Below are 13,059 nucleotides of genomic sequence, written 5' to 3'. Positions count from 1 at the left end.
TTTTTTGTGTCTGGAAGAAGAGCGATGAGCACCAAGAAGCGCAACTGGAAGCCTCAGACGGCACTCGTGCACAGCGGAACGCTGCGTTCCGGTTTCGGCGAAACGTCGGAGGCGATCTACCTCACCCAGGGCTATGTCTACGAAACGGCGCAAGCCGCCGAAGCCCGCTTCAAGGGCGAGGAGCCGGGCTTCATCTATTCGCGCTATGCCAATCCGACCGTCGATATGTTCGAGAAGCGCATGTGCGCACTCGAAGGCGCGGAAGACGCGCGCGCCACCGCGTCTGGCATGGCCGCGGTGACGGCAGCCCTTCTGTGCAGCGCCAAGGCCGGCGACCATATCGTGGCGGCGCGTGCACTGTTCGGCTCCTGCCGCTGGGTGGTCGAGACGCTGGCGCCGAGATACGGCATCGAGGCGACGCTGGTCGACGGCACCGATATCGCCAACTGGGAAAAGGCGGTCAAGCCGAACACCAAGCTGTTCTTCCTGGAAAGCCCGACCAACCCGACGCTGGAAGTGGTCGATATCGCCGCCGTCGCCTCGCTTGCCAACTCGATCGGCGCGCGACTGATTGTCGACAACGTCTTCGCCACGCCGCTGCAGCAGAAGCCGTTGCAGCTTGGCGCCCATATCGTCGTCTATTCGGCGACCAAGCACATTGACGGCCAGGGGCGCTGTCTCGGTGGCGTCATCCTGTCGGACAAGAAGTGGATCGACGAGAACCTGCACGATTATTTCCGCCACACCGGTCCAAGCCTGTCGCCCTTCAACGCCTGGACATTGCTCAAGGGCCTGGAGACGCTGCCGCTGCGTGTGCGCCAGCAGACGGAAAGCGCAGGCAAGATCGCGGATTTCCTGGCCGAGCGGCCGGAAATCGCCCGTGTCATCTATCCCGGGCGCGCCGACCACCCGCAGGCCGATATCGTCAAGAAGCAGATGGCGGGCGGCTCGACGCTGATCTGCCTCGACGTCAAGGGCGGCAAGCAGGCAGCCTTCGCCTTGCAGAACGCGCTCGACATCGTGCTGATCTCCAACAATCTCGGCGACGCCAAGAGCCTGATCACCCACCCGGCGACGACGACGCACAAGAATCTGAGTGACGAGGCGCGCGCCGAGCTCGGCATCGGGCCGGGCACGCTCAGGCTGTCGGTCGGCCTGGAAGATACCGACGATCTGCTTGAGGACATCGCGCAGGCACTGAAGGCCAGATAAGAGGCCTTCAGGCGCCGGACGGCGTCTCTTCCAGCTCGGCCGCCTTGGTGCCGATGGTCATCGCGTTGCCGCGCCAGTCGACGGCACCGCCGAGCCAGCCGCGCGCCCACATCGCCGGCAGGATCAGGTCGCGCGCCATGATCGCCGCAACCATGCGTGGCGACAGGTACCAGCCCTTGGACCAGGCCAGGGCGCACTCGGGAAGATAGAAGGCCGCCAGCACGGCGATGGCGGTTGGCCAGAGGCTGATACCGGCGCTTGCCGCCGCAATCAGCGCGAGCACCAGCGGCACCACCGCGCCGGTCAGGATTTCGGGTGCGAAAAACAGCGGGAAGGTGACGCGGCGCAGGCGCGCCCAGCGGGCCTGCCGTGACCAGATCTCGTCAAAGGTTCGCCGGCCGAGCGGCTGCTCGAAGGGCGCGGCGACGAGATTGACGCGCAGGCCGAGGCTGTTCACCAGCTTGGTCGCGGCGGCATCCTCGGCGATCTCGGCGGCCAGCGCGCGAATGCCGCCATTGGCGTCGAGCATCGGCTTGTTCCAGAGCATGCTCTTGCCCTGGGCAAAGCCAAGGCCGAGCGCATCGCCGGCATATTGCCAGCGTGCCTGCAGCGTGTTGAGGAAAGCGCATTCGACCTCGGCCCAGAAGCCGGCCGGCCGCGAGCCGATCGGCGTCGAGCAGACAAGGCCGGTGCCGGGCCGCCAGGCAGCCATGAGGTGCTGGACGTAGTCTCTCGGCATCAGCACGTTGGAATCGGCCAGGATAACCCAATTGTGGCGCGCCGCTTCCCAGCCCTTGACGCAATTGTTTAGCTTCGGATTGGCGCTGATGCGGTCGTCGCCGATCAGCAGCCGGGCCGGCACCTTCGGAAACCGGGCAATCGTCCTGTTTATCAGCCTGACCACCGGATCGTCGGCATGGGCGACGCAGAAGATCAGCTCGTAGCGCGGCCAGTCGAGCGAGAAGGCGCGCTCCAGCGTCTCCTGCGTGAATGGCTCGACGCCACGCGCCGGCACGACGATCGATACCGGCTGCGGCTTGCCGGCCGGCGGCGCGACAATGCGGCGCCGTTTCAGACGCGAAGCGGCAAGCACGATGCTGGCGAGATTTGAAAGGATAAGGACAGTCGAAAGCGTGGCGGCTATGAGAGTGAGTTCCATCGAGATCCGGTCACTCCAGAAGAACCGGTCCGTCAGAACAATCTGGCTGGCATGACGACCGATTTCAACAGTTCGACAGAGCGCCCGAGTCGCGCGGCACTGATTGGCGCACACCATCATTGTCATGTGTCACCTAAATGACATTCTTTGCCGCCACCTGCCGCTCAATGCGCAATGACAGGACGCGCACCGTTGACCAGCCCGCGTGGAGCGCCGAAAGTTACCGGATCGTTTTGGAGCCGCTTATGTACAGCGCCGTCACGCGCAATATCGAAGTGCAGGTCAGGCCGTTCTATCTAGAGGACCGCTCAGATCCCTCAGAGAACCGCTATGTCTGGGGCTATCAGATAACGATCGACAATCAGTCGGACGATTTCGTGCAGCTGTTGTCGCGCTATTGGCACATCACCGACGGCACCGGCCGGGTCGAGGAGGTACGCGGCCCCGGCGTCGTCGGCGACCAGCCTGAACTCAATCCCGGCGACAGCTACCAATACACGTCCGGTTGCCCGCTCTCGACACCATCCGGCATCATGGTCGGGCACTACACGATGCGCAACAAGCGGGGCGAGACGTTCGACATCGCCATCCCCGCCTTCTCACTCGACCTGCCGGGGACGCGGCGGACGGTGAATTAGTTTCGCCTCACCGGCCGAGAAGCAGCCGGCGAGGGGTGTCTTTCTTTATTGAGCAGTAAATTCCGCTGGGTCGAAGTCATATTGCGTCGAGCAGAATTCGCAGGCGACGTGGATGCCGCCGTCCTCGGTGCTGTCCTTGATCTCCTGGGCGGAAAAACCCTCGAGGATACCGCGGATCTTGTCCCGGGAGCACGAGCACTGGTCGGCGACAGGAACGCCGCCGAAGACGCGCACGCCATGCTCGTGGAACAGCCTGTAGAGCAGCCGCTCGGCGCCGATCGTCGGGTCGATCAGTTCGGTCGGCTCGATGGTGCCGAGCAGCGCCAGCAACTCCTGCCAGGAATTGTCGGCCGGATCGTGGATCTCCTCGCGCGGATCGCCATCGCCACCCGGCAGATCCGGCACGCGCATGCGCTCGGGCGACTGCGGCAGGAACTGCGCCAGGATGCCACCGGCGCGCCACTGCTCGCGGGCGCCGCCGGGGCCGGGCGTCAGCAACTTGGCCACCGACAGCCTGAGATCGGTCGGAATCTGCTCCGACTGACGGAAATAGGTGCGTGCCGCATCTTCCAGCGTCTCGCCATCGAGCTGGACGATACCCTGATAGCGCTGCGTATGAGCGCCCTGGTCAATGGTCAGCGCCAGCACGCCACTGCCGAGCAGGGTCTGCTGCGACGTTTCGCCTGCCGCGACCAGCGCCTCCAGCCGGTCGGCATCGAAACGCGCATAGGCGCGCAATGCCGAGGGCGTGGAGAAATCCGCGACCAGCATGTCGACAGGCCCGTCGGTGCGGGTCTGCAGGATGAATTTGCCCTCGAACTTAAGTGAGGTGCCGAGCAGTACCGTCAGCACACAGGCCTCCGCCAGCAGGCGGGCGACCGGCTCGGGATAATCGTGGCGGCTGAGGATGGCGTCGAGCATCGGCCCGAGCTGGACGGTGCGGCCGCGTACATCGAGCGGGCCGACCTCGAACGGCACGACGTGATCGTCGCCGGCGTAGCCGAATTCGCCGAGTTTGGGGTGATGTTCAGTCACTTGATAGGTTTCCAACATGACAAAGCTCCAGGGCGCGGCCATGCCGCCCTCCGGGGCGCATGCGTCGAAACGCGCTTGATTTGCGTGATGCGGCGCAAATAGGCATCACACCCCCGCAGATCAAGCTCCCAGACGCTTCATGCGCCAAGACACCAGGCGAGCACGGCCTTCTGGGCATGGAGCCGGTTCTCGGCCTCGTCGAAGACCACCGAATGCGGTCCGTCGATGACCTCGTCGGTCACCTCCTCGCCGCGGTGCGCTGGCAGGCAATGCATGAACAGCGCGTCCGGCTTGGCCCTGGCCATCAGCTTGGCATTGACCTGGTACGGCGAGAACACGTTGTGGCCGCGGGCGCGATGCTCCTGGCCCATCGACACCCAGCAATCGGTGACGATGCAGTCGGCCTGATCGACGGCTTCCTCGGGCGAGCGGGTGAAGTGCAGCTTGCCGCCATGTGCCTGCGACCAGTCGATATGCTTCTGCGCCGGCTCACTGCCCTCGGGAACGGCGACGTTGAGGTTGAAGCGGAACCGGGCCGAGGCCTCGAGCAGCGAATGCAGCACATTGTTGCCGTCGCCGGTCCAGGCGATGGTCTTGCCGGCGACCGGACCGCGATGCTCTTCGAAGGTCATGATATCGGCCATCAACTGGCAAGGATGGGTGTCGTCGGTCAGTCCGTTGATCACCGGCACGGTGGCATTCTCGGTCAATTCCAGCAGCCGCTCATGCGAGGTGGTGCGGATCATGATCGCATCGACATAACGCGACAGCACCTTGGCGGTGTCGGCGATGGTCTCGGAACGGCCGAGCTGCATCTCAGTGCCGGTCAGCATGATGGTCTCGCCGCCAAGCTGGCGCATGCCGACGTCGAAGGAGACGCGCGTGCGCGTCGACGGCTTGTCGAAGATCATCGCCAGCACCTTGCCTTCTAGCGGCTTTGTCCGCTCGCCGGCCTTGAGACGGGCTTTTCGCACCACCGCGTCGTCCAGCATGAAGCGCAGATCGCCTTCAGAGACGGCGGAAAGGTCGGTGAAATGGCGAACTGACATCAGGAATGGTTCCGGATTACTTCGCGGCGGCGGAGGCGATCGCCTCCGCCAGGCCCTTGGCGCCGGCGCGGATGCGGTTGAGCGCGTCGTGGATCTCAGCATCGGTGACGGTGAGCGGCGGCAGCAGGCGAATGACGTTGTCGCCGGCTGGCACCGCCAGCAGGTGCTGATCACGCAATGCCATGTTCACCTTGGTGTTGGGCATGGCGCATTTGAGGCCGAGCATCAGCCCCGCGCCCCTGATGTCCTCGATGACCTCGGGAAACTCGTCGGCGACCGACGCAAGCCCCTGCTTCAGCAGCAGCGCCTTGCGCTGGACATCTTCGAGGAAGCCGTCTTCCAGCACGACATCGAGCACGGCGTTGCCGACAGCCATCGCCAGCGGGTTGCCGCCGAACGTGGTGCCATGCACGCCTGCGGTCATGCCGACGGCCGCTTCATCCGTGGCAAGGCAGGCGCCCATCGGGAAGCCGCCGCCAATGCCCTTGGCGATCGCCATGATGTCTGGCGTAACCCCTGACCATTCATGCGCGAACAGCTTGCCGGTGCGGCCGATGCCGCACTGGACCTCGTCGAAAATCAACAGCAGGCCGTGCTGCTCGCACAATTGCCTGAGCCGCTTCAGCGATTGCGTCGGCACCGGACGGATACCGCCCTCGCCCTGCACCGGTTCGATCAGGATGGCGGCCGTCTCCGGCGTGATCGCCTTTTCGGCGGCGTCGATGTCGTCGAAACCGACCTGATCGAAACCTTCGACCTTGGGACCGAAGCCTTCGAGATATTTGTACTGGCCGCCGGCCGCGATGGTCGCCAGCGTGCGGCCATGGAAGGCGCCTTCGAAGGTGATGACGCGGAAGCGCTCGGGGTGTCCGTTGACGAACTGGTAGCGGCGCGCCGTCTTGATTGCGCATTCCAGCGCCTCGGCGCCCGAATTGGTGAAGAACACCTTGTCGGCGAAAGTGGCGTCGACCAGCCGCTGGCCGAGCCGGCTCTGCCCCGGAATCTCATAGAGATTGGAAACATGCCAGAGCTTGGCGGCCTGCTCGGTGAGTGCGGCGACCAGATGCGGATGGCTGTGGCCGAGCGAATTGACGGCGATGCCGCCGGCAAAATCGAGATATCGCTCGCCTTTGTCGGTAATCAGCCAAGTGCCTTCCCCGTGGTCGAAGGCCAGGGGTGCGCGAGCAAAGGTCTCGTAAAGCGCCGAACCGCTCATTATATGCGTCTCCGGTACCGGAAAATCAAAAAAGCCGCCAAAGCGGCGGCCTGTGCGGCTTATCGTGTTTTTCGGCCATGAAGTCAACGAAAACGTCGCGTAGTGGCGCGCGGCAAGCCCCCTAACGAGACGCCGGCTCATAAGCGACCGGGCAAGTTGGGGAAAACCGAAAAAACCGATTCGTGTTGCACTTGGGACTCTTGTCACCGAGTCAGCGGATAGAGTAGTTGTAGTCGAGAAATAACTAGATTTCGTGCGGCGGACCTAATCACCAGATATATGTGGTGTCTGCCCCGGCAAATGTTGCCGGGTCGGTAAGGGATTCCGATTGCCGCACGCTTATAGGAGCGCGGTCATGAACTGGACTGACGAGCGGGTAGAACTTCTCAGGAAACTGTGGTCGGAGGGTCTGAGCGCGAGCCAGATTGCTGCACAGCTTGGAGGGGTCAGCCGCAACGCGGTCATCGGCAAGGTGCACCGGCTGAAACTGTCGGGCCGCGGACGCTCGACCGCCACGCCGGCACGCCAAAAGAAGGCGGCGCAAGGATCGACCGTTCAGAAATCGGTGTCACGCGCCGCAACCGCGGCACGCCATGTCACGACGTCGATCGGCGCGACGGCCTTGCAGACGCAGTTCGATGCCGAACCGGTGGCACGCCACTACATCCGCCCGGTCGAGAATGTCGTGTTGCCGATCTCGAGGCATCTGCAACTCGTCGAGCTGACTGAGCGGACCTGCAAATGGCCGAACGGCGATCCGCTTTCGGAGGATTTCCATTTCTGCGGCAACGAGGCCGCCGAAACCGGGCCCTATTGCAAGTATCACGCCCGCGTGGCGTTCCAGCCGGCATCGGAGCGGCGGCGGAGCCGGTAGGCAAGGGAATAGGGAGTAGAGCAGTAGGGCAGTATGAGTGCGGAAAGCTGCGCTCACGAAATGCCATCCTACTGCCCTACTGCCCTACTGCCCTACTGCCCTACTGCCCTACTGCCCTACTGCCCTATCTTCACAGCCACCCATTCTTGCGAAACCGCCAGTAGAGGAACGCGCAGATCAGCGCGATCGTGGTCAGCACCATCGGGTAGCCGTACTCCATCTTCAGTTCCGGCATGTCGCTGAAATTCATACCGTAGATGCCGGCGAACGCCGTCGGCACCGCCAGAATGGCGGCCCATGAGGCGAGCTTCTTGGAGATCGCCGTTTCCTGACTCTGGCCGACCAGCAGGCTGGCTTCGAAAGCGAACGCCAGCACCTCGCGCAGACTGTCGATCTTTTCCTGGACAGTGCGGATGTGATCGGTCACGTCGCGAAACAGCGGATGCATGGCTGTATGGATCTGCGGCAGCTCGGCGCTGGTCAACCGTCGGCAGACTTCGACCAGCGGAAGCGCTGCATTGCGCAGGCGCAAGAGATCGCGGCGCAGCATATAGAGCCGCTCGATGTCAGGGCCGGTCATCGGCTTCAACAGAACCCTATCCTCGATCACCTCGACTTCGTCCTCGATCTGCTCGAGCACCGGCATGTAGTTGTCGACGATGAAATCGAGAATGGCGTAGAGAACGAAATCCTCGCCCTTGGCCAGCGAATGCGGGCAGCTTTCCCAGTGCTGACGAACGGCGGCATAGGACGTCGAAGGACCGTGCCTAACGCTGACAATATAGCCGCTGCCGACGAACAAATGGGTCTCGCCGAAGGTGACCCGGCCGTCGATCAGTTGCGCGGTGCGGGCGACGATGAACAAGGCATCGCCATATTGCTCGATCTTCGGCCGCTGGTGTGGGTGCTCGGCATCCTCGATCGCCAGTTCATGCAGGTGAAACTGCGCCTGAACGCGCAGAAGCAGGTTGCGGTCGGGCTCGAGCAGGCCAATCCAGACGACATGACCGGATTTTTTTGCCCATTCGCCGGCTTCCTCGATGGGAATATCGGCGATGCGGCGCCCGGCCGTGTAGACGCCGCAAGCGATTATGCCGGAAGCAGGCGCAGGCGCCGGGGTCAGGTTCCGAACATTTTCCATCACGACCTCCCGAAGCAAATCCACGGACGAGGATAGAGGCAAAGCCCGGAAAGCTTAGCGTAATTCGGGCGACGGTTCGAGAGGCGGCCGTTCACTTCACCGGCAGCGTCTCGGAAAGACCGATCTTGTCGGTCTTGTCGCCCTTGGGTCGCTCGGCCGGCAACTGCTCGCCGGTGACGATGTAGTAGATGGTCTCGGCGATGTTGGTGGCGTGATCACCGATACGCTCGATGTTCTTGGCGCAGAACAGCAGATGCGTGCAGGGCGTGATGTTGCGCGGATCTTCCATCATGTAGGTCAGCAATTCGCGAAACAGCGATGTGTACATGGCGTCGATCTGGTCGTCGCGGTCGCGCACGAAGCCGATTTTCTCCACCGAGCGAGACGCGTAGACGTCGAGCACTTCCTTGAGCTGGGTCAGCGCCAGGTTGGCCAGGGCCTCGAGGCCGCGGAACAGGCTGGTCGGCTGGCGTCCGTCGGTGACAGCAACCACCCGCTTGGCGACGTTCTTGCCGAGGTCGCCGACCCGTTCGAGGTCGGCGGAGATGCGGATCGCGCCGACGATCTCTCGCAAATCCGTCGCCATCGGCTGGCGCTTGGCGATGATGATGATCGCCTTGTCGTCGATTTCGCGTTGCCCTTCATCCAGCACGGCATCATCGCGGATGACCTTCTGGGCGAGGCCGGGGTCAGCGTTGACGAGAGCGGCAACCGCCTGTTCGACCATGCGCTCGGCATGGCCGCCCATCGCCGCGATGCGCTTCGACAGATATTTGAGCTCCTCATCATAGGCGCTCATAGTATGCACGGACTGCATGATAAAATGCCTTCCCACGGGTGTTTTGACTTTGAGTCGTTTCCTCGAATCCCCGCTGATACGCTAGCCGGATGACAGAAAAAAGAAACGGTCTGGTGGAAAACTAGGGCGGTTTCAGTGCGTCGGCAAATGAACCGAGAAGGCGGCGCCTTGACCGACCTCGGACTTGATCGAAAGCCTTGCGTTGTGGCGCGTCAGGATATGCTTGACGATCGACAGGCCAAGGCCGGTGCCTTTCTGGGTCCGGCTGGTCTCGACATCGACGCGATAGAAACGCTCGGTGATGCGCGGAATGTGCTCTTCTGGAATGCCGGGGCCAAAATCCCTGATAGTCACGTCGATACCCGACTCCGAGCCGGCATCGCTGCGCGCGATCGACACCACGACGCGCCCGCCCGACTGCCCGTATTTGCAGGCGTTTTCCAGAAGGTTCTCGAACACCTGAAAAAGTTCGTCGCGATCGCCCGGCACATCAAGCGGCCCATCGGCATAGTCCCGCTCGATGGCAACGCTGTTTTCCCTGGCCAGCGGTCCAAGCGAATCGATGACGCTGTCGACGGTCTCGCGCAGATCGACCTCGGTTCCAGGCTTCAGATAAGGCTTCATCTCAAGCCGCGACAGCGACAGCAAATCGTCGATCAGACGCGCCATGCGACCGGTCTGGCTCTGCATGATCTGCAGGAACTGATCGCGCGCCGCCGGGTCGTTGCGGGCCGGACCGCGCAGCGTTTCGATGAAGCCGGCGATGGAGGCGAGCGGCGTGCGCAGTTCGTGGCTGGCATTGGCGATGAAGTCGGCGCGCATACGGTCGATCCTGCGCGCTTCGCTCTGGTCCTTGAACACCAGTACATAGAGATCGGTGGCGTGGCCGACCGAGGACGCGCTCACCCGGTAAGCCCGTTCGACCGGCAGCTTTTCCGTATAGTCGACGACATCGGAGGCGAGGTCGCCCGACAGCACGCCGTCCAGCAGCGCCTGCATTTCCGGCGCCCGGAATTTCAACGACAGCGACATGCCCGGCGCTATCCCGCCGAAGGCGGCGAAAGCGGCGGCATTGGCGTGGACAATGGTGGCTGTCCGGTCGAAGATGATCAGCGGATCGGCGACGGCGGCCGCAAGATATTCACCTGACAGCCTCTGCAAGCCGATGGCCTCGATGGCCGCGCCACTTTCAGCCGACTGGCCGGTGCCAACGGCCGGCAGCGTTGCCGCAGCAAGCAGCAGGAGCAGCGCCGCGAGGACGACATAGGCTGAAATCCCGGCCAAGGCATAAACGACGACGACCGCGACCACGCCGGCCGCAAGCAGCCAGCGGCTGTTCCACAGCCGTGTGGCTATTGTTTGCGCGATGCCTCTCTGCTCTGCGTCCAGGTCAGCCATTCGCTCGTGGGCCCGCACCCCATGCCTTCGCACCCGGTCGCACGGTGACGGAAACTTCCGCTGGACCGCTCCGGAGGCTCCCCATAGCATGAGTCCGGAAGCTGGAAAGGGTTCGTCTTGATGAAAAAAGCCAAGGAAAGTTCTGCCGTGCCGACTTCAGGGCCGCTGAAGATCAGGATCGACGGCAAGGAGCGGGAGTTCGACATCGAAAATCCCGTGCTTCCCGACTGGGTCGAGGACAACAAGCTGACCGCCGGCGGCTATCCCTACGACAAGAAGATGAAAAGCGACGAGTATGACGAGACGCTCGAGAAATTGCAGATCGAGCTGGTCAAGGCGCAGGCCTGGCTGCAGTCGACCGGCAAACGGGTGATGGCGCTGTTCGAGGGCCGCGATGCTGCCGGCAAGGGCGGCACGATCTTCGTGGTGCGCCAGTACCTCAACCCGCGCACGGCACGCAACGTGGCGCTGACCAAGCCGACCCCGACCGAGCTGGGGCAATGGTACTACCAGCGCTATGTCGACCATTTCCCGACATCGGGCGAATTCGTCACCTTCGACCGATCCTGGTACAATCGCGCCGGCGTCGAGCCGGTGATGGGTTTCTGCACGCCGCAACAGCACGAGCAGTTTCTCGAGGAGACGCCGCATTTCGAACGGATGATTTCCAACGAGGGCATCCACTTCTTCAAGTTCTGGCTGAACATCGGCCAGGAAACGCAGCTCGAGCGCTTTCACGACCGCCGCTACAGCCCGCTGAAGAGCTGGAAGTTTTCGCCGATCGACGTTGCCGGCATCACGAAGTGGGACGATTACACCAAGGTGCGCGACACCATGTTCGAGCGCACCCACAAGGAGTTCGCGCCATGGATCATCGTGCGCGCCAATGACAAGCGACGCGCGCGGCTGGCGGTCATGCGGCGCATCCTGTTGTCGCTGCCCTACGACGGGCGCGATCTCGACGTGATCGGCAAGGAGGACAAGAAGATCATCGGCGAAGGGCCGTCTTTCCTGGGAAAACAGGACTGACGCTTTTTGCGCCGCGCAGCCAAGGCCGCGCGGCGCTCTTCATCGGCACCTTTCGATCGGACCGTTCAGGCCGCCAGCCGGGCGATGCGCTGCAATCGGCGCAGCGTGGTGTCGTCCTGCAGCGCCTGCTGGAAAAGCGAAATCTCCTGGTCGATGCGGTCGCAGAGCGCCTGGGTGTTTCCCTTCAGCAGGCCGCGCGTCTGCAGCAAGGCAGCGACCGGCTTCTTGACAAGCTGCCTTGCCCGGCCGAGGGCCGCCTCCTCGACGCTGCCGCCCGGCACGATCTCGGCGACAAGGCCGAGCGCCCTGGCGTCCTCGGCACGAAGCGTGTCGCCGAGGCAGAAGAAGCGGAAAGCGCCGGCATAGCCGAGCTTCTGCGGCGCCAGGATGCTGGTCGCCGCATCCGGCACCAGGCCGAAATCGACGAACGGCACCCTGAAGGTGCTTTCATTGGACGCGATCACCATGTCGCAATGGAACAGGATGGTGCAGCCGACGCCGACGGCATCGCCGTCGACGCAGGCAAGGATGGGCTTGGGAAATGTGGCCAGCGTGCGGAACAGGTCCGTGACGGCCGCGATCAGTTTCTGGTGCTTGGTGGCGTCGAGAAATTCGGAGAAATCGCCGCCGAGACAGAAACAGCCTGCCAGGCCGCGCAGCACGACGACGCGCACCTCCTCATTGTCGGCGGCTTCATGGAAGGTCTTTGCCAGGCTTTCATAGGCTCTCCTGTCCAGCACCGGCCGGCCGTCATTCGACGACACGGTGACGACAAGCGTGTGATTGCGGAGTTCGGGTTGTGGATGTGCGCTCATGACTGTCTCCGACCTCATGACGCTCGCCTTTGGCCGAGCATGTCGGGATATCCCCTGGCCAGCACGGGAGCAAAATGATTGCGGCGCGACCGCACCACGTCGAGGGTATGCTCGTTGAAGGTGAGCAGGGTTGCGACCACCTGCTGGTTGCCATAGGTGCGCTGATAGCCCAGCGGGGTCGCCAGGAAGTGCAGCTGCAAGGCGCGCAGTACCCACATCGGCTCGAACTCGATGATCACCTTGTCGACGCCGCGCTTCAGCCCCCACTCGACGAAGCCGGCGATCAATTCGGTGCCGACGGTCGAAACGCCGCGGCGGCCATCGCGAAAACCTGGAGCCACCGCATAGCGGGTCAATTCCCAGATGTTCGGACCCGATGGCGGGATTCCTTCGGAAAGGTCGGTCAAAACCTCGGTCAGCAGATGAGGCCGCGTGGTCGGCAACATCCTTTGATAGCCCGCGACTTCGTCACCTCTGATGACAATCTGATGGATGGCCTCGTCATGATCGAACTGGTCGCGTTCGAGCCCGTCGGGCCGCCTGAGATCCTCCCATCCCATCTCCTCGACAAATATCTTGTAGCGCAGCCGATGGACGGCCTCCCAAAGGTCGGGACGTTCCATCAATTCCTGGGTTGTAAGGGAAAAAAGCATTCCGGCGTCTCCTGTGTTCAGAGGAAGATACGGCCGTGCTT

General features: G+C 63.0%; 13 protein-coding genes. 4 read left to right on the top strand and 9 right to left on the bottom strand.

Translation table 11 applies throughout. The annotated features are described in order from the left end of the window. The first annotated feature begins 24 nt into the window (after positions 1-24). Positions 25-1,212: an O-succinylhomoserine sulfhydrylase gene (locus tag EJ076_RS08875; RefSeq protein ID WP_126067638.1), complete on the top strand. Its 1,188-nt coding sequence runs from the start codon at positions 25-27 to the stop codon at positions 1,210-1,212. 7 nt (positions 1,213-1,219) lie between these two features. Here EJ076_RS08875 and EJ076_RS08870 read toward each other — a convergent pair whose 3' ends face one another. Continuing rightward, positions 1,220-2,371 (bottom strand): ceramide glucosyltransferase, encoded by a 1,152-nt coding sequence (locus EJ076_RS08870; protein ID WP_126067637.1) that lies wholly within the window; start codon positions 2,369-2,371, stop codon positions 1,220-1,222. Positions 2,372-2,616: 245 nt separating this feature from the next. Here EJ076_RS08870 and apaG point away from each other — a divergent pair, with 245 nt between their 5' ends. Continuing rightward, positions 2,617-3,009, top strand: coding sequence for a Co2+/Mg2+ efflux protein ApaG (gene apaG, locus EJ076_RS08865; RefSeq protein ID WP_013533640.1), 393 nt, complete (start codon positions 2,617-2,619; stop codon positions 3,007-3,009). Between the two features lie 45 nt (positions 3,010-3,054). Here apaG and EJ076_RS08860 read toward each other — a convergent pair whose 3' ends face one another. From EJ076_RS08860 to EJ076_RS08850, 3 genes are all read right to left on the bottom strand, one after another. Continuing rightward, entirely contained in the window at positions 3,055-4,086 is a 1,032-nt protein-coding gene (locus tag EJ076_RS08860; RefSeq protein ID WP_126067636.1) for an Hsp33 family molecular chaperone, read from the bottom strand. 95 nt (positions 4,087-4,181) lie between these two features. Next, a complete protein-coding gene (gene argF / locus EJ076_RS08855) occupies positions 4,182-5,093 on the bottom strand; it encodes an ornithine carbamoyltransferase (protein ID WP_056588317.1) in 912 nt (303 codons plus the stop codon). 16 nt (positions 5,094-5,109) lie between these two features. Next, positions 5,110-6,309, bottom strand: a complete 1,200-nt coding sequence (locus tag EJ076_RS08850; protein ID WP_126067635.1) for an aspartate aminotransferase family protein — start codon at positions 6,307-6,309, stop codon at positions 5,110-5,112. Positions 6,310-6,664: 355 nt separating this feature from the next. On the opposite strand from EJ076_RS08850, the gene EJ076_RS08845 reads away from it, so the two are divergent. Then, positions 6,665-7,183 (top strand): GcrA family cell cycle regulator, encoded by a 519-nt coding sequence (locus EJ076_RS08845; RefSeq protein ID WP_126067634.1) that lies wholly within the window; start codon positions 6,665-6,667, stop codon positions 7,181-7,183. A gap of 130 nt (positions 7,184-7,313) precedes the next feature. Here EJ076_RS08845 and EJ076_RS08840 read toward each other — a convergent pair whose 3' ends face one another. The 3 genes from EJ076_RS08840 to EJ076_RS08830 form a co-directional block, all read right to left on the bottom strand. Then, positions 7,314-8,324: a magnesium and cobalt transport protein CorA gene (locus tag EJ076_RS08840; protein ID WP_126067633.1), complete on the bottom strand. Its 1,011-nt coding sequence runs from the start codon at positions 8,322-8,324 to the stop codon at positions 7,314-7,316. A gap of 91 nt (positions 8,325-8,415) precedes the next feature. Next, positions 8,416-9,141: a phosphate signaling complex protein PhoU gene (gene phoU, locus EJ076_RS08835; protein WP_109666524.1), complete on the bottom strand. Its 726-nt coding sequence runs from the start codon at positions 9,139-9,141 to the stop codon at positions 8,416-8,418. A gap of 114 nt (positions 9,142-9,255) precedes the next feature. Further along, complete coding sequence (locus EJ076_RS08830; RefSeq protein WP_164548576.1) at positions 9,256-10,521, bottom strand: ATP-binding protein; 1,266 nt, start codon at positions 10,519-10,521, stop codon at positions 9,256-9,258. 120 nt (positions 10,522-10,641) lie between these two features. Between EJ076_RS08830 and ppk2 the strand changes: the two genes are divergently transcribed. Further along, on the top strand, positions 10,642-11,550 hold the full coding sequence (ppk2, locus tag EJ076_RS08825; protein WP_126067631.1) for a polyphosphate kinase 2: 909 nt from the start codon (positions 10,642-10,644) through the stop codon (positions 11,548-11,550). Positions 11,551-11,615: 65 nt separating this feature from the next. Here ppk2 and EJ076_RS08820 read toward each other — a convergent pair whose 3' ends face one another. Together EJ076_RS08820 and EJ076_RS08815 are read right to left on the bottom strand one after the other, a co-directional pair. Beyond that, positions 11,616-12,365 (bottom strand): enoyl-CoA hydratase-related protein, encoded by a 750-nt coding sequence (locus tag EJ076_RS08820; RefSeq protein ID WP_109666788.1) that lies wholly within the window; start codon positions 12,363-12,365, stop codon positions 11,616-11,618. A gap of 14 nt (positions 12,366-12,379) precedes the next feature. Beyond that, positions 12,380-13,018, bottom strand: a complete 639-nt coding sequence (locus tag EJ076_RS08815) for an acyl-homoserine-lactone synthase (protein ID WP_109666519.1) — start codon at positions 13,016-13,018, stop codon at positions 12,380-12,382. Positions 13,019-13,059 lie beyond the last annotated feature (41 nt).

The sequence above is a fragment of the Mesorhizobium sp. M7D.F.Ca.US.005.01.1.1 genome, from assembly GCF_003952545.1.
In the GTDB taxonomy this organism is placed as follows: Bacteria; Pseudomonadota; Alphaproteobacteria; order Rhizobiales; family Rhizobiaceae; genus Mesorhizobium; species Mesorhizobium loti.
This window is presented reverse-complemented; position numbering and strand designations above follow the sequence as displayed.